At 55.0% G+C, this 17,818-nt stretch carries 15 protein-coding genes; 13 read left to right on the top strand and 2 right to left on the bottom strand.

Annotated elements, in window-relative coordinates; translation table 11 throughout:
* The first annotated feature begins 19 nt into the window (after window positions 1-19).
* The 13 genes from NTU47_12900 to NTU47_12960 all read left to right on the top strand — a co-directional run bounded on the left by NTU47_12900 (window position 20) and on the right by NTU47_12960 (window position 15,675).
* Window positions 20-1,297 carry a response regulator gene (locus NTU47_12900; GenBank protein ID MCX6134705.1) on the top strand — a complete coding sequence of 426 codons (1,278 nt, stop codon included), beginning with the start codon at window positions 20-22 and terminating at the stop codon, window positions 1,295-1,297.
* 15 nt (window positions 1,298-1,312) lie between these two features.
* Complete coding sequence (locus NTU47_12905; GenBank protein ID MCX6134706.1) at window positions 1,313-2,698, top strand: sigma-54 dependent transcriptional regulator; 1,386 nt, start codon at window positions 1,313-1,315, stop codon at window positions 2,696-2,698.
* A gap of 76 nt (window positions 2,699-2,774) precedes the next feature.
* A complete protein-coding gene (sixA, locus tag NTU47_12910) occupies window positions 2,775-3,257 on the top strand; it encodes a phosphohistidine phosphatase SixA (protein ID MCX6134707.1) in 483 nt (160 codons plus the stop codon).
* Between the two features lie 142 nt (window positions 3,258-3,399).
* A complete protein-coding gene (locus NTU47_12915) occupies window positions 3,400-3,882 on the top strand; it encodes an adenosine-specific kinase (protein MCX6134708.1) in 483 nt (160 codons plus the stop codon).
* Window positions 3,883-3,948: 66 nt separating this feature from the next.
* The gene (locus tag NTU47_12920) at window positions 3,949-4,377 is read left to right on the top strand and encodes a RidA family protein (GenBank protein MCX6134709.1); all 429 of its coding nucleotides are present in this window, start codon (window positions 3,949-3,951) and stop codon (window positions 4,375-4,377) included.
* 31 nt (window positions 4,378-4,408) lie between these two features.
* A complete protein-coding gene (hutU, locus tag NTU47_12925; GenBank protein ID MCX6134710.1) occupies window positions 4,409-6,082 on the top strand; it encodes a urocanate hydratase in 1,674 nt (557 codons plus the stop codon).
* Window positions 6,083-6,101: 19 nt separating this feature from the next.
* Window positions 6,102-10,058 (top strand): PAS domain S-box protein, encoded by a 3,957-nt coding sequence (locus NTU47_12930; protein MCX6134711.1) that lies wholly within the window; start codon window positions 6,102-6,104, stop codon window positions 10,056-10,058.
* A gap of 82 nt (window positions 10,059-10,140) precedes the next feature.
* Window positions 10,141-10,539 (top strand): Hpt domain-containing protein, encoded by a 399-nt coding sequence (locus NTU47_12935; GenBank protein ID MCX6134712.1) that lies wholly within the window; start codon window positions 10,141-10,143, stop codon window positions 10,537-10,539.
* Between the two features lie 22 nt (window positions 10,540-10,561).
* Entirely contained in the window at window positions 10,562-11,500 is a 939-nt protein-coding gene (locus NTU47_12940; GenBank protein MCX6134713.1) for a 2-dehydropantoate 2-reductase, read from the top strand.
* Between the two features lie 312 nt (window positions 11,501-11,812).
* Window positions 11,813-12,709: a methyltransferase domain-containing protein gene (locus tag NTU47_12945; protein ID MCX6134714.1), complete on the top strand. Its 897-nt coding sequence runs from the start codon at window positions 11,813-11,815 to the stop codon at window positions 12,707-12,709.
* Window positions 12,710-12,721: 12 nt separating this feature from the next.
* Window positions 12,722-13,969 (top strand): imidazolonepropionase, encoded by a 1,248-nt coding sequence (gene hutI, locus NTU47_12950; protein MCX6134715.1) that lies wholly within the window; start codon window positions 12,722-12,724, stop codon window positions 13,967-13,969.
* Window positions 13,966-15,000: a glutamate formimidoyltransferase gene (gene ftcD, locus NTU47_12955; protein MCX6134716.1), complete on the top strand. Its 1,035-nt coding sequence runs from the start codon at window positions 13,966-13,968 to the stop codon at window positions 14,998-15,000. Before hutI ends, ftcD begins: the two co-directional genes overlap by 4 nt.
* A gap of 42 nt (window positions 15,001-15,042) precedes the next feature.
* Window positions 15,043-15,675 (top strand): cyclodeaminase/cyclohydrolase family protein, encoded by a 633-nt coding sequence (locus NTU47_12960; GenBank protein ID MCX6134717.1) that lies wholly within the window; start codon window positions 15,043-15,045, stop codon window positions 15,673-15,675.
* Window positions 15,676-15,717: 42 nt separating this feature from the next.
* Here NTU47_12960 and NTU47_12965 read toward each other — a convergent pair whose 3' ends face one another.
* Together NTU47_12965 and NTU47_12970 are read right to left on the bottom strand one after the other, a co-directional pair.
* Window positions 15,718-16,434 (bottom strand): RsmE family RNA methyltransferase, encoded by a 717-nt coding sequence (locus tag NTU47_12965; protein ID MCX6134718.1) that lies wholly within the window; start codon window positions 16,432-16,434, stop codon window positions 15,718-15,720.
* Window positions 16,435-16,437: 3 nt separating this feature from the next.
* On the bottom strand, window positions 16,438-17,739 hold the full coding sequence (locus tag NTU47_12970; GenBank protein MCX6134719.1) for a hypothetical protein: 1,302 nt from the start codon (window positions 17,737-17,739) through the stop codon (window positions 16,438-16,440).
* Window positions 17,740-17,818 lie beyond the last annotated feature (79 nt).

Consider the following 17,818-nt stretch of genomic DNA (forward strand, 5'->3'; position numbering starts at 1 on the left):
CAACCTTGAGCGTCATGTGATGCCGATGATTGACTTTTCTGACGAATCTCGTTATTATCTCGCGAGATTTCTTTGGGGTTTGTACGACCTCATCGGCTCCCCACTCTCCGGCCGCATTGACTTCCCTGTGAAGTCCTGGGCAGCGACAGTCAACAGGGGCTTCAGGCTTTACCCAATAAACGGCGATCCCGATATCATGGACGAACAGAAAATCCGCGTTTTGCTCGCTGACGACGAAGACGCACTGAGAACAACCATCGCCGCGTGGCTCAGCGACGAAGGATTCGATGTGGAACAGGCGGCGGACGGGCTTGAGGCGATCAAGCTGGTTCAGACCAAGGATTTTGACATAGCCTTGCTCGACATCAAGATGCCGGGCGTGAACGGACTTGAAGTTCTTCGGTTCATCACGAAGAATTCGCCGACCACCGACGCGGTGATGATGACTGCGATGAGCGATGTCAACATGGCGGTCGAAGCCATGAAGCTGGGGTCGAAGGAGTATCTCACCAAACCGATCGATCTCGACCAGCTCGTTCCCCAGCTGCACTTGCTGATAAGCAAACGCGATGCCGAGCAGCGCATCCGGCAGTTGCAGTCCGAACACACCTCAAGGTTGCTTTATGATCTCCATAATCCAATTTCGGGCCTTCGGCAAAGCATCGGATATCTGGTGAAAGAAATGGCTGGACCCGTGAGCGAGCATCAGAAAGAGTTGTTGGGGTACATGACCAACTCGATCGACCGGGTCATAGGCCTTCTCACCGATATGATGGACCTTACGAAGCTGGAAGCAGGAAGAGTGCGGCTCAACAAGGGAATCAGCGAGGTGAGCGACCTCGTCCAGGAGGCTGCGCAGGAGTTCCACGTTCCGCTTCAAGCCAACAAGGTCACCATCGATATTCATCCCGAACCCGATGTTCCGGCAATTGAATTCGATCGACAGAAAATTCACCAGGTCCTGCAAAATCTGTTGAGCAACGCTGTCCGCACGACTCCGGGACAGGGAGTCGTTGTAATCCACATCCGGAAAATTGCCATGGTGATGGAAGAGGGGCAGCAGCCGGCTGACTATGTGATGGTTTCCGTTTTCAACAGCGGTCCCGGCATTCCTCAGGAAGAGCTCGCGGGCCTCTTCGATCGCTATCGGAACGTCACGAACCCAAAAGACGATCAGAAAACGAATCTCGGCCTCATCATCTGCCAGCGTATTCTCGAGGCTCACAGCGGCAGAATCTGGGTCGAGTCGGAAACCGACAAAGGAGCAACGTTCTACTTTGCGCTTCCAATCCGTTAGCGAGGGTACAGGAGAATGAGCGCATCAAAAGCGCCAACATCAATTCTTGCTGTCGACGACGAAACCGCTATCCTGTCCGCCCTCAAAGGGGTGCTGGAGCAAGAGGGGTATGAGGTTCAAACCGCACAGGATGGTGTCACCGCCATCAATTGTATCCAGTCGTCTCCGTTCGACATCGTGCTGCTCGATGTCAAGATGCCCCGTGTTGATGGCATTGAAGTTCTTCGGTTCATCAAAGAACATTATCTCGACACGCAGGTCATCATGCTGACCGGCATGAGCGATGTCCGGACTGCCGTGGAATGCATGCAGGTAGGAGCCTTCCACTACGTTACCAAGCCCTATGCGATTGATGAATTACTGACAATCATCAAGCGCGCTCTCGAGCGGAAGCAGCTCGTACTCCAGAACAAGGCCCTGCGGACCGAGCTGGACCGGCATACCATTTCTTCGCAGATCGTCAGCCAGAGCAAGGCGTTTCTCGATATTCTGAATCTCGCCGCGCGCATCGCACCGACGGATTCCACCGTCCTCATACAGGGAGCCAGCGGTACCGGCAAAGAACTCATCGCCAATTTTCTCCATGCGAACAGCGCCCGGAAGAGCGCACCGATGTTGGCGCTGAACTGCTCCTCCATACCGGAAACGCTCATCGAAAGTGAGATATTCGGTCATGAGAAGGGCGCATTCACCGACGCAAGCTCCGCGAAAGAGGGATTGGTGGAGATCTCGCACGAGGGAACATTGTTCCTCGACGAAATCGGTGAGATCTCCATGATGATCCAGCCGAAGCTGCTCCGGTTTCTTCAAACCGGTGAGTACCGTCGTGTCGGCGGAAACAAGAACCTGAAATCCGACGTGCGCATCATCTCGGCTACAAACAAGGACCTGCTGCAGGAAGTCGCGGCCGGCCGGTTCCGTGAAGATCTTCTGTACCGGTTGAACGTGATCACGCTCAATCTTCCCTCATTGCGGGAACGTAAGGAGGATATCCCCCTCCTGGTCGAGCATTTTCTGAAGAAGCACTTCCGTGCAAAGGGCCCGAAACGGGTGGATGAAAAGGCCCTGGAATTGCTGGTGAAATATGATTGGCCGGGAAACGTGCGAGAGCTGGAAAACGTCATCGAGCGTGCTGCCATACTTTCACGTGATGAGCTCATCAGAGTGGACGACCTTGCCCTCCCCATCGGCAATCGCTCGTTGATCGAGCCGCTGATGCCGATCGATCCCGGGAACCCCCGGCTCGGGAGCGCCGTCCCGATGACGGAGATCGAGAAAGCTCACATCGACGGCGTACTGAAATCAGTGAGTTGGAACAAGAACATAGCAGCAAAAATCCTCGGCATCAGTCTGAAGACGCTCTATACGAAGATCCAGCAGTACGAACTCACCAAACCCTGAGCAGTTGAAATCTCGGACCGGAATTGACTAAAGGTCGACCACTGCTGCATGCTGTTTTGATTCCTGCCCGACAGGTATGATCATTTATCTGCTTCGCCACGGCGATGCCATTGACTCCTCACGATTCGAAGATCATGATCGGCCATTGAGCAATTTTGGCCTGCGGCAGGCATCCGCAGTCGGCATGTATCTCGCCGGGACACGCGCGGAGTTAAGTCTGATCTATTGCAGTCCGCTGCTGCGGGCACGACAGACAGCGGAGGCCGTCCAGCGGCAGTTGAAACCAGTATCGGTGCAAACGACCGAATCGCTCCTCTCATCCAGCGACCCGAAGCAGATTGTCGGGGAACTTCGAAAAGCCCGACAGCGGAATGTGCTGCTGGTCGGTCACGAACCCCACCTCAGCCGGACCATCTCTGTTCTCCTTTGGGAGGATATCCGGAGCCGGGTTGAGATGAGAAAATGCAGCCTCGCTTGCATTTCCACAGCGGATCCTCTAGAGGAAGGACGCGGTGTCCTCCAGTGGCTTCTTGAATCCAATCACACGCTGAAGGACTGATTCTCAAGAACGCCTCACCGGGAATCAGCCGTGATCTGAAGTGAAAACGCCGGAGGCGCTTGATCACCTGTGCCGGAGCGCATTCCGTGTGGTGAAGCAAAGGCGATTGACAACACGCACATCGATTGGGAAGGAACACACCATGGATTTGAAAACCGTCACCATCGAAAAACCGGAAGCGACAAATTTCATTCTGGGGCAATCGCATTTTATCAAGACGGTCGAGGACATTCATGAGGCTATCGTTCAGACGAACTCACACATGAAGTTCGGACTTGGATTCTGCGAATCGTCCGGCCCAGCCCTTGTCCGGTACACGGGCAACGATTCCTCGCTGATCGAACTCGCGAAACAAAACGCCCTCGCTCTTTCATGCGGGCATTGTTTCATTCTTTTCATGGAGAATGGCTTTCCCGTCAACATCCTCAATACAATCAAGAACATACCAGAGGTGTGCGGCATATTTTGCGCCACTGCAAACCCTGTCGAGGTCATCGTCGCAGAGACGCCTCAGGGAAGAGGCATCCTGGGAGTCATCGACGGTGTGAAAACAAAGGGAATTGAAACAGAGACCGATATCAAGACACGGAAAGAATTCCTGAGAACAATCGGTTACAAGCTCTAATGAACCCGGGACACCCGTTGGTCAGACGGGGTCCTGCGACAACAACGAATATCATCAGAGGCCCCAATGAAAAAGCTCTTCCCGTTCCTCGTTCTCGCAAGCCTGCTGGCAGGATGCGCACCAAGCCATACGTTCATCACAGATGCCAAAACTATTGGGCCATACAGCCCGGCAGTGAAAGTAGGCCCCTTCCTCTACCTCTCGGGCCAGATTGCGATGAAGCCCGGGACAACCGAGCTCGCAGGGGACGATGTGGAAACACAGGCTCGTCAAGCCCTCGAGAACATCAAGTCGATCCTGTCGAAGGCCGGCTACGAGATGGCCGATGTCGTGCAGTGCACGGTATATCTGAAAGACATGAATGACTTCGCGAAAATGAACCAGATCTACAGCAGCTTTTTTGTGCAGGGTCGTTTCCCGACACGCACGACGGTGGAAGTTTCAAACCTCCCGGCGAAAGCCCGAATCGAGATCACTGCGGTAGCCTGCAAATGAGCAATACAACGATGACAAACGGAGTTCAGTCATGAAAAAGAAGACGGTATCCCCTCCCCATCGCAAAGTGCACGCGCCGCGCGGGACAACGCTGAGCTGCAAAGGATGGATACAGGAAGCAGCGCTTCGGTTGCTGATGAACAATCTGGATCCCGAAGTTGCCGAAAAACCGGCTGAACTCATCGTGTACGGCGGAACCGGAAAAGCCGCGAGGAACTGGGCTTGTTACGATGCTATTATCTCAAGTCTCAAAGCCCTTGAAGACGACGAAACGCTTCTTGTTCAATCGGGAAAGCCTGTCGGAGTTTTCAAGACGCATACAAATGCTCCACGCGTCCTCATCAGCAATTCAATGCTCGTCCCGAAGTGGGCCACATGGGATGAATTCCGTAGGCTGGAGGCTCTCGGCCTGACGATGTACGGCCAGATGACTGCCGGGAGCTGGATTTATATCGGCAGCCAGGGCATTCTCCAGGGGACCTACGAAACGTTTGCGGAGTGCGGAGTCCGGCATTTTCGGGGATCTCTCGCGGGCAAGTTCCTCTTGACGGCTGGTCTCGGCGGCATGGGAGGAGCTCAGCCGCTCGCGGCTACGATGAACGGCGCAGCATGCCTCGTTGTGGAGGTCGATCCCGATCGCATCCAGCGGCGATTGAAGACGAGCTATCTGGATACAATGTCGGACAATTTGGACGACGCACTGACGCAGATTCGTGCTGCGAAAGAAAGAAAACTTCCTCTCTCCGTCGGATTGCTGGGCAACGCCGCAGACATCATCCCCAGAATCGCCGACGGGAAATTCCTGCCGGACATCGTCACTGATCAGACCTCGGCGCATGATACGCTCAACGGATATGTTCCCGCGGGTATGCCGTATGCGAAAGCCCTCGCGCTCCGGAAAAAGGACCCTGAACGCTATGCGGCACTGGCGAAAGCATCGATCGTCGCCCACGTGAAAGGCTTGCTGAAGCTTCAGAAGAAAGGGTCGATCGTGTTCGACTATGGTAACAACATTCGCGGCGAGGCACAGGCAAACGGGTTGAAGAATGCATTCGCAATTCCCGGCTTCGTGCCCGAGTACATCAGACCGCTGTTTTGTGACGGCAAAGGTCCGTTTCGATGGGTCGCGTTGTCGGGAGATCCGGAAGATATCTATCGAACAGACAGGGCAATTCTGGAGACGTTCCCCGAAAACAAGCGACTCTGCAATTGGATTGAGAAAGCACAGAACCAAATCTCCTTCCAAGGCCTGCCGGCGCGCATCTGCTGGTTAGGATACGGCGAACGGGCGAAGATGGGAAAGATTTTCAATGACCTCGTGGCGAACGGAGAAGTGAAGGCCCCAATCGTGATCGGGCGGGACCATCTCGACTGCGGGAGCGTTGCCTCGCCAAACCGTGAGACCGAGCTCATGAAAGACGGCAGCGATGCGATCGCCGATTGGCCCATTCTCAACGCTCTGCTCAACGCCGTCGGGGGCGCAAGCTGGGTGAGCGTCCATCACGGCGGCGGCGTCGGCATCGGCTTGTCGATCCATGCAGGGATGGTCGTCGTCTGTGACGGCACGAAAGAAGCGGCGCAGCGGCTCCAACGCGTATTGACCTACGACCCCGGTATGGGTGTAATTCGCCACTCTGATGCCGGATATGAACGAGCGATCAGGAACGCCAAAACGTGGGACATCAAGATCCCGATGATGCCATAATGTGGAGAAGCCAATCGCTGTGAAATCACGCTCTGCAAAAAAAACTCCCTCCCGGAAGAAGACGCCTCGAGCAACCACACGATCCCCGAAAAAGGTCGCTGGGTTGGTCAAGGCACGACGTGGGCAAACAGCGGAATACCGCGAACTCGTCGAGAATGCCACCGATATTATCTATCGGGCTGACAGTGCAGGCCGTTTCACGTACGCAAATCCCATCGCCCTGCAGACCCTGGGCTATTCGGAAAAAGAGATCATGGGAACGCACTACCTCGACCTCATCGTCCCGGAATTCAGGGGCAAGGCCGAGCAGTTCTATAAGCTCCAGAGATCTCAGGGAAAACCCAACACATACTACGAGTTTCCTGTTCAGACCAAGTCAGGCGACATTCTCTGGCTTGGACAGAATCTCCAGATTCTCGTGCACGATGGAAAAGTCGCCGGGTTTCAGGCAGTGGCGCGTGATATTACGCGTCGCCGAGAAGCGGAAGAAGAACGCGACCGTTTCTTCGGCCTCTCACTCGATCTGCTCTGCATCACTGGATTCGACGGCTTCTTCAAACGCGTCAATCCATCCTGGCAACGAATCCTCGGATTCGATGAAAAGCGGCTGCTGAGTGAGCCGTTCATCAATTTTGTTCACCCTGACGATCGCGCTAACACGGAAATGCAGTTCCGCACGGCGATCCAGGGGGAACATGTGATCGCTTTCGAAGCGCGCTTCTCTTGTCTGGATGGATCCTTCAGATGGATCGAATGGAACGCAACAAAGGATTCGTCTCAGAGCATCATCTACGCAGCGGGTCGTGATATTACCGAGAGAAAACGAACCGAGGAGCTTGTCCGGGAAAGTGAAGCCCGGTTCCGCACTCTTGTGGAAGCGGCATCTCTCGGCATCGTTCTCTGCGATGCGGCCGGATCCATAACACTCGTGAATGGACTCGCACAGCAGCTCTTTGGGTATTCCCGTGAAGAATTCCTGAAACTCACGATCGAGGATCTTGTACCTGCCCGCTTTCGCGCTGCGCATGTCTCTCAGCGGTCCGCGTTCTTCGGCATTCCCAAGAACCGTCCCATGGGAACCGGGATTGAGATCATCGCTCTGAGAAAAGACGGCAGCGAATTTCCCGCCGACATATCTCTGACCTATGTCAAGAACAAAGACACTCTCGTTCTGGCACTCATCTCCGATATGACTGAACGACGCCGTATCGAGGAAGTAATCCGGGAAAGCGAAGCCCGTTACCGGATCCTCGCCGAAAACACCACGGATGTCATTTCCCGCCAGACGCTGCATGGCATCTACACCTACGTCTCTCCGGCGTGCAAAACCATCCTGGGATATGATGTGGAGGAGATGGTTGGAAAGCCGTCTTTCTTTTTCTTCCATCCTGACGATCTCGTCAAGGCCCGGATCGCTCAAATCAAGGTCACCGATTTACCGGACTCATTCACGCTTATCCATCGGGCCAGGACGAAGAGTGGGACGTATCTCTGGATTGAATCGACGAACAAAACCGTGCGGGATGAGTCGTCGGGAGAGATCATTGATATCGTTACGATCTCCCGCGACATCACCGTCCGCAAGGCCGCTGAAGAGAATCTTGCGGAGAGCGAGCGGAGGCTGGAGCAGATCATTGAAACGGTTCAGTCCGGCATAACGCTGAGCGACGAAAAGGGCCATTTTGATGTTTTCAATACGGCAATGGAGAAGTTGACTGGATATTCCATGGCAGAGGCCAACTCCAGCGGCGATTTCTCAAAGCTCCTGTACCCCGACGCAGACGATCGTCAGCGGGCACTCGACGGACTGAAGATCCTGCTCGAGCAAGGACACTCGCCGGAGACAGAGTCCACCATTCTTACCAAGAACGCGCAGAAGCGAACTGTGCTCGTCACGACCGATATCGTGGTGTTCAGGGGCCGGAAGATGTTTCTCAGCGGATTCAGAGACATCACCGAACGCAAGAAAGCTGAAGAAGAACTGAAGGGAGCGAAGGAGGCAGCCGAGGCGGCAACGCGGGCAAAATCCGAATTCCTGGCGATGATGAGCCACGAGATCAGAACGCCGATGAACAGCGTCATCGGAATGACGGACTTGCTGCTTCAGACTACGCTCAACGACGAACAACGGGATTTTGTTGAAACGGTCCGGAACAGCGGCGACTCGCTCCTCACAATCATCAATGACATCCTCGATTTCTCCAAGATCGAGTCAGGCAAGATCGATCTCGAGGAAGCCCCACTTGAATTAAGTGCGTGCATCGAAGAGGTTCTCGACCTCCTCTCACACAAGGCTCTGCAGAAGGGGCTCGACCTCCTCTACTGGATCGATCCTCAGGTCCCGGCGTTCATTGTCGGCGACATGACCCGCATCCGCCAGATCCTGATCAACCTTGTCGGGAATGCCATCAAGTTCACGGAACGCGGGGAAGTATCGGTGAGCGTGAAGCTCGGCTGGAAGCTGGGCAATCAGTTGGAACTGCTGTTCGCTGTCAAGGACACGGGCATCGGAATCCCGCCGGACAAGCTCGACCGACTCTTCAAAGCCTTCTCGCAGGTGGATTCGTCAACGACCCGGAGGTTCGGAGGAACAGGGCTTGGGCTGGCCATCTCCATGCGTCTTACGCAGCTCATGGGAGGGAAGATCTGGGCCGAGAGCGAACATGAAAGAGGTTCCTCGTTTTTCTTCACCATCAAGACGCTCACGCCTCCCGACGAACTCGTGCTTCCCAAAGTATTCCTCAGAGGAAAGATACCCGAACTGAGCGGCAAGCGGATCCTGATTGTGGATGACAATAGCACGAATCTCATGATTCTTCGCGCGCAAAGCGAGCATTGGGGAATGGTTGCACGAACAACCCCTTCCCCTCAGGAGGCAATTCAATGGGTTCAGCAGGGTGATCCGTATGATATCGCCATTCTGGATATGATGATGCCGGGGATGAACGGCGTCCAGCTGGCCAAAGAACTCCGGGCGCTGCGGCCGAAGGAATCTCTCCCCCTGATTCTTCTCACATCAGGAGGAACCACAAATGCAGAGATTGGTGCCGCGGATCTCTTTTTCGCGTCAGTGTCAAAACCGATCAAGCAAGATCAGTTGTTCAAGATGGTGATAGAGACTCTCGGTGGGACGAGACGATCAGCCCACAAGACCCCGGCAAAGCCTGTCGAACGTCTTGGAGAAAAGCTGCCGTTGAGCATTCTGATCGCCGAAGACAATCCGGCCAATCAGAAACTGTTGCTTCGGGTACTGCAACAGTTGGGATACGCTGCGGATTTGGCAGAAAACGGCTTGGAAACCCTTGACGCGCTCGACAAGAAACGATACGACATCATCTTCATGGATGTCCATATGCCGGAGATGGACGGCATGGAAGCAAGCCGCGTGATCGTCAGCAGGAATGTCCAGCGGGATCGCCCCATTATCGTTGCGGTCACGGCTGACGCACTGCAGGGAGACCGGGAAAAATGTATCCAGGCAGGTATGGACGACTATATTACGAAACCGATTCGAATTGCGGATATTCAAGGCGTACTCGAACGATGGGCAAAAACAGCCAAGGTGAGGTCGTCGCCCCCGGAGACATCGGTCTATTCTCCATCATCGGACTTTGAACAATCGATGGTCGAGCGGGTGCATCAATTGGGATTGGAGACCGATCCTGATTTTGTACTCGAACTTGTCGAATCCTACGCTCCCCTCCTCAAGAAACAAGCGGATGCAATCCGGGATGGGTGTTCAACACAAAATGTAAGAAATGTGCACCATGCTGCTCACTCACTCAAGGGTGCATGCCTGAATATTGGCGCGAACGAACTGGCCGCCGTGTCCCGGACAATTGAAGATTGTGCCGTAAACAAGGATCTGACGACCGCCGCGCAACAACTGACAACACTCGATGAGTGTTTGGAAAGGACGTTGGCCTCACTCGAAGCTGTCAGAATCAAGCTCTCCAAAGGATCTTCATCCGGCTGAAGACCTCAAGTCCGGCACGGTCGCGGCGCTTCAGCCGGGTTGATGCACTTCTTTGTTGACAAGCCGTACAACGAAGGACGCCATGCAGACGCCACCCCGATCTGATTCCGACCAACTCGAACAGGCCGTACTTGAACGCATCCGGCAATTAGGCCTTGGCACGGAGCCGGGCTTTATTCTCGATTTGATCGACTCCTATGCGCCTCTGTTTCAACGACTTCACGCTTCCATCCTGGACTCGCTTGAAAGAAGAGATCGGGACACATTGCATTACGCAGCGCACTCGCTGAAAGGCGCGTGCCTGAACGTCGGTGCAGCTGACCTGGCAGCTGTTGCACGGGCAATAGAGGAACACTCTCAAAAGGCGGACTTCGCCACAATAGCGCAGTTCCTCAATAACCTCGATGACCAATTGAAAAGGACGATGAGCGCCCTGTCATCAATCAGTTTCAGATTGTCTCAACAGAAACCATCTCTCTAACGTCAGAAACGGAAACCCGGACATGCGTTTCGTCATCTTGGGCACAGGTGGTATTGGCGGATATTTTGGAGCGCGGCTTGCCCTGGCAGGCGAAGACGTCTGGTTCATCGCCCGCGGCAGTCATCTCGACGCCATGAAACGGCGCGGGCTTCAGATCACATCGACTGTCGGGACGTTCACCGTCCCACCGGGGAAAATGACCGACGAGGTTCATTCGATCGGCGCGGCTGACGTCGTCCTCTTCTGCGTCAAGTCGTACGATACGGAGTCGGCAGCGCGTCAGCTCTCGCCGATCCTGCGTGATGACTCGCTTATCATACCTCTCCAGAACGGAATCGACAACGAAGAGAAGATCAGGAAGACTATCACACGGGGAGACGTCTACGGCGGGGTCGCATACATTTCCTCCCGGATCTCCGCTCCTGGCGAGATCACTGAAGTCGGAGGTTTCCAGCGAATCGTCTTCGGGCCGCAGGAGCGAAAAGCGAATGCTCACGCCCAAGCTGTTCACGAAACGATGCTCCGCGCCGGTATCAAGTCGCAGCTGCAGGACGACATCACGAAGGAGCTCTGGAGAAAGCTGATCTTCATCGCGTCGATGGGGTCGCTGACGGCATTGTCCCGGCTGACACACGGAGAAATCCTGGACAACCAGCGAACGGTAGGCCTGATGTTCGATGCGATGCGAGAGGTTCAATCGGTTGCCTGGAAGCTCGGTGTCGATGTCGAACCGGTGGATGAAGCTCGCGTGCTGGAGGGATTGAAACGATTCAGCGATGATACCCGGTCGTCAATGTACTTCGATCTCGTTGCAGGAAAGCCGATGGAAATCGAAGCGCTCAACGGAACGATTGTTCGACTCGGTGAACAGCTCGGCGTTCCGACACCGATCCATCGGGTCATCTATTCGACACTGCTCCCCCACCATCTCAAACACTCCAAAGAACAGGCTTCGCGGTAGTCCGCGCCAATCCATCATGCTGCCGACTGAAGAATATTCTGATATCGGGCTGTGTGCCGAATGCCGCCACGCTTCCAGCATCACGAGCTCACGCGGAAGCACGTTTACGTTTTGCGAGCGATCGAAAACGGACAGCCGCTACGCACGATACCCGCGGCTTCCGGTCTTCGCCTGTCCGGGATTCGAGTCGCCCGAATTGCCGTCGCCCGTGAAACCGAGCCCCGTTGCTTGATTCTTTAGGCACTTCTTTGTTTCTTGCCTCGCACAAACGTGCCTTGTTTTTTCACCAACGCGCCCCCGGCTGAGCTTGAGATGGATTCCCAGAAATACAGCAAACTGATCGCCCAGGAAGCCCGGCACTGGGGTGAGGTCCGAAAGGACCCAAAAAACCCTCAAATCTGGCACGATTCGGTCCTTTTTGACATTTTCTTCGGTGCCGAATACCGACATCTTGTGGAGACCGCGGTTGCCTTTGGCCCGCGGATCCTTGAACTCGGATGCGGGGAAGGGAACCTGACCCTCGAACTTGCCTCCCGGGGCATGCAGGTCACCGGTATCGATTTGAGCCCGGAGCGGATAGCGCGAGCGCGCGCGAAAGCCGTGAAGGTTCGTCTCCAGAATGCTCCGACTTTCGTGATCGGGGATCTCAATACGATGGAATTGCATCGCGGAGAATTCGATTGCGTCGTGGCACACGACTCCTTGCACCATATCCTGACACTCGACAGGTTGTGCGGCGAAGTGAACGATTCGCTCCGACCCGGAGGGCGCTTCCTCGTCATAGACTACATCGGGATGGGAGTGTTCCGCCGGCTCGTGGCAGGATTTCTTTACGCCGTGCTTCCGACGTACCAACCGTACCGAACAAAATGGGGGTTGCGGAAACGTTTCGGAGCATTCCTTGCCTCAGAAAAGACAAAGCGTGCATCTCTCGAGGACTCGGCATCAGGCACGCTCCACCACGATTCCCCCTTCGAAGAGATTACACAATCTTCGATGCTTCATGAGATTGGAGATCGTTTCACCATTCTCGAACAGCGGACGTTCTGCCCATTCTGGTTCTACCTGGTCGCAAAGATCAGAATGTTCCCATCTCTGCGGCATCCGATGGCGCGACTGCTCAAATCGTTGGATGACTTCATCGTACGCCTCCACGTTGCCAAAGGCGCCTATGTCTGGATTCATGCACAGAAACCGACAACAACCTGATAGCTGGACACCATGCAGCTCTTGATAAGCAACCTCAGACAACTCGTCACGGTTCGAAGCGAAGGAAGACCCTGCAAGACGGGGACCGATATGCGTGACCTCGGCGTCATCGAGAATGCTTCCGTGCTCGTCGAGAATGGCGTGATCACATGGATCGGCAGCGCAGCGGATTTCACCAACACGCTGGAACCCGACGCGGACACGCTTGACGGCTCCTCGTATGTGGCCCTCCCAGGTTTCGTAGATTCGCATACGCATGCGGTCTTCGGCGGCAGCCGGGAGAACGAGTTTGCGATGCGCGCAGAAGGAAAAACCTACCAGGACATCGCAGCGCAGGGGGGCGGGATTCTCAGCAGCGTCATGGCCACTCGTGCGGCAACAAAGAAGGAGCTGAAGAAGGCGGCGAGCAAGCATCTCGATGAAATGATGAAGCAAGGGACTACAGCTGTTGAAATAAAGTCCGGATACGCCCTCAGCGAAGATGGAGAGATCAAGATGCTGGAGGCGATTACGGAACTTGCCGATGAGCATCTCATAACAATCCGCTCGACCTTCCTCGGCGCGCACGCCGTGCCTCCGGAGTTCAGAGAACGGCGCAATGAGTATATCGACCTTCTCTGCAATCGGATGATGCCGCACATTGCCAAACGGAAGTTGGCTCACTTCTGCGATGTGTTTTGCGAAGTGGGTTACTTTTCCCTGGAGGAGTCGAGGAGGATTCTCGAGCACGCCAGGGGCCATGGCCTTGGCCTGAAGCTTCATTCCGATGAATTCAACTCGATCGGCGGAACGCAGCTGGCGACCGAACTTCAGGCGCTCTCGGTAGACCATCTTGAGCACGTCTCGGATGATGCCATCGCAGCGTTTCGCGGCAGCCGCACGGTTGCCGTCCTGCTCCCCGGCGTTTCCTTCTTCCTCAGAAATCCTTACGCTCCCGCGAGAAAGCTCATCGACGCGGGGGTTCCGGTGGCAATCGCCTCCGATTTCAACCCGGGATCGTGCATGTCATTCTCCATGCCGCTGATGATGACCATCGCGTGCACACAGATGTCCATGACCCCCGAGGAGGCAATTACAGCTGTTACGCTCAATGGAGCCGCCGCGATGGGGATTTCGGACCAGGTTGGAAGCCTCGAAATCGGGAAACGTGCGGACATTATTCTTTACGAAATCCCCAACTATCGCTATCTTGCCTATCACTTCGGAACGAATCTGGCTGCAAAAATCATCAAGAATGGAACAATTCTCGAATTCTCATGAAGAAAATAGTTGAGTGCGTTCCAAATTTCAGCGAGGGGCGTAACAAAGAAACGATCGAAGCGGTTGCGGCGAGCATCCGCGCAGTCGATCGCGTCACGCTCTTGAATGTTGAGCCCGACAAAGACTACAATCGAACTGTTGTGACATTTGTCGGTGCACCCGATGCCGTCGTCGAAGCAGCGTACCAGGCAACAAAAGCAGCTGCGCGATTGATCGACATGCGCTCTCATAAGGGGGAACATCCGAGAATCGGAGCCGCGGACGTCGTTCCGTTTGTGCCCGTGTCCAATGTGACCATGGATGAATGTGTCAACCTGGCCAACGAGTACGGCAGACGAGTCTCGCAGGACCTCAAGATTCCGATTTTTCTGTACGAGTCTGCGGCGAGAACACCCGAACGAAGGAATCTCGCGACGATCCGAAAAGGAGAGTACGAGGGGCTGGAGAAAAAGCTGAAGGACCCGGCCTGGACACCGGACTACGGCGGCACACAGTTCAACGCGCAATCGGGCGCTACGGTGACCGGAGCCAGGAAATTCCTCATCGCCTACAATGTGAATCTGAATACCCCGGATGCGAATATTGCGCAGGAGATCGCACTCCGGATAAGAGAAAGCGGAAGGCCGCTCAAAAACGCTGCGGGCGAAATCGTAAAAAACGAGAAGGGGGAAAGCGTCAAAGTGCCGGGCACACTGAAGGCAGTGAAAGCCATGGGTGTGTTTCTCGAACGGTTCCATATCGCGCAGGTTTCGATCAACCTCACTGACTATGAAACCACGTCTCCTCATGCGGCGTTCGAAGAAGTGAGGAAACAGGCACGTTCCCTGGGGGCCGATGTTACAGGAAGCGAGATTATCGGCTTAACGCCGATGAACGCACTCCTGATGGCGGGGCGCTACTTCCAGGCCGGCGACGCGAAGAACCGTGAACTCTCGGAGAACGAGCTCGTCGATTGTGCCATACAGAAACTTGGCTTGAGCCAGCTCGAGCCGTTCGACCCAGGCAAAAAGATCATCGAGTATATGCTCTGAGCCCTCCTTCGCAGGAGGCCGGATCTGTCGACAGGAGAACGCATGTTGACCGAAAAAACCGTAACACAATTCCTCGATGAACTTGCATCGAATTCACCCGCCCCAGGCGGCGGGAGTGTCGCAGCCCTCGCCGGTGCCGCCGGCGCGGCGCTTGCCTCGATGGTATGCAATCTGACAATCGGGAAGAAGAAATATGCCGACGTGCAAGACGAGATGGCGGCAGTGCTTCAGCACACCGAAGCAATGAGAAAAGAACTCACGATTCTCATCGACCGGGACACCGAGGCGTTCAATGCCGTGATGACGGCATACGGGCTGCCCAAAGTGACAGAACAGGAACAGGCGGTACGAACAGCGGCAATTCAGGAAGCGACGAAATCGGCGACGTTGATTCCGTTGCAGGTCATGAACGTGTGCGAACAGGTGATGGGCTTCGTGCTGACTGTTGCGCAGAATGGAAACAAAAATTCGGCCTCCGACGCCGGCGTCGCAGCACTCATGCTGCGTGCAGGCTGTGCCGGAGCGGCGCTCAATGTTCGTATCAACCTTGGGGGATTGACTGACGCAGGGTTTGTTCAGCAGATCTCGGAGCAATACAAAGGGATCATGGCGAACGTCGAAAACGGGACTCGCGATGTCCTTTCCGCAGTGGATCAGTCAATACGCGGGAATTGAGTTCTGGAACACTCAGATCGTTCTTCTGTCCGACGACTCCACCTACCAGCTCCCCATCACCCAATTCACTGCGGAGATCGCCGCGGTTTCCGCACGCAGGCGGCGCGGCCCGAGTGAAATCGGTACCAACCCCTTTGCATTCGCGAGCTCCATCTCCTCCACTGTGAATCCCCCTTCCGGTCCGATGACAATGAGGGCAGATGTCGCCTGTGCATGATGCTGCAGGACAGAGCCGATGAAGTGCGATTGCTCGGTCTTTTCGTGCGGGATAAGCCGCAATGCATGATCTTCCGCACGATCGAGAACCGACGCAAGGGATGAAAGCGGATGTATTTTCGGCAGGAATGACCGCCCGCATTGTTTCATTGCGGAAAGGGCTATTTTCTCGAAGCGTGCATGTTTCTCGCTGCGGGGAACTGTCCTATCGCACAACAGCGGAACGATAGCACGCACACCAAGCTCTGTCACTTTTTCCACGAGGAAATCGAAGCGGGCCGGGTTCCGAAGCAGAGAGACCGCCAGCGTAACATCGATCCTTGGTTCGTTAAATCTCTGCTTCACATCGAGGATTTCGCATTCTGCGTGCGAGTCGTCGATGGAGTGAATCACGGCTTCGAACGCGTGATCTTCCCCGTCGACCAGCATGATCCGCTCCCCCGCCTTTTTTCTCAACACTCGCGCAAGATGCTTGAACTCGTCTCCGCGGAGAAGTGCGACGCGTCCATGAACATCCTTTGGTTCAACGAAGAAGTAATCCATAAGTTAAAATGAGGCGCCGAATCCTAGCACAAACTCGCCTCTCCCATGCTGGTTGAATGCGTATTCCGTACGCAGAACAAGACTGTACGGCAGGAGGAAATGGAGGCCGGCTCCATAGCCGGCATACCACGGGTTGCTGAATACTCTGTCAGCGCGCAACCAGGTCGTTCCGCCGTCGGCAAAGAGGCCGGCATACAAACCATATCGCCAGACGCTGAACTCAGGGGGAAGATATGGGATCGAAACTGTTGTATACCGTGGCTTGAGAATCGGTATTCGCAGTTCTGCACTCCCACCGAGAATGTCGTCCCCCTCGAGCACCGTCTTATAGTAACCCCTGACACGATCGAAGTATCCAAAATATGCGTGAAGATAGGATGGAGAGACTCCGCCACTCAGAAAGCTCCCAAAGGCCCGTCCACACAGAGCAACGTCTCCCGCCAACAACTGGTAGCCCCGAAGATCGGTTCCGTATCTCAGGAGATTGACATCCGACTCCCCGAGGCCGTACTTCGTCACCGAGAACATTGCATAGACACCAGAGGTGGCGTATTCACGAATGTCCCGCATGTCATACTGTACGGATGAGCCGATCGTGATGAAGCGGTCGATTCCGTTTGGGGAGACTGTTCGGCTCTGCTTCGGGTCGGAGACATCCCACATGTCGAAGCGGGCGAAACCCAGAACGTTCAGATACAAACCGTACCGCCGGCCGAGCGTCAGGCTCCCGGCCGACACTTTTTGATCGTACTCTCCCTGGTCGGTATTCTGGTTCCTCACGTGATGGAACCCGGCTTCAGTACGCAGGAAGACGTCGCCTTCGGAAGTCAATTTGGGATTCTGGTACGCGAGGTTGAACCACCCGTCATATCCGAACACCGCCGACGCCATGATTTTCTCATTGCGCCCCCGGAAGTTCTGATGAATGAGGGAAAGTCCGTAGAACATCTTCTCGAGGTCCCGGTATTTGAACCCGACAACGGGTATCGGAAAAATGTACCAGCGCTCGGAGACCCGGACGGTAACCGTTGCCTGGTTGCCATCGACAGCGTAACCAATATCGACTTTGTTGAAAAGCTGAAGGCTGTATACCTGCTTCTTGTCGCGCTCCAAGGCCGCTGTGTCCAGAGGAGCACCAACCTTCTGGCTCATCTCGCGAAGAATGACGTATTCCTGCGTGGTTTCATTTCCGGCAACGATAATCTTAGACACGACAAGAGAGTCCACAGACGGTCGCGCTGTCGCACCGGCGCACACCACGAGACCGAGGATCAACACCAACCAATAGTATGCCTTGTTGTTCACTATGTCAGCTATCTCAACGATACTGGAATCTCCTGGTCTGAAGTCCGGACGCGAAAAACCCCTCCAGATTCAGTGGAAG

The sequence above is a fragment of the Ignavibacteriales bacterium genome, from assembly GCA_026390595.1.
Classification (GTDB): domain Bacteria; phylum Bacteroidota; class Ignavibacteria; order UBA10030; family UBA10030; genus UBA9647.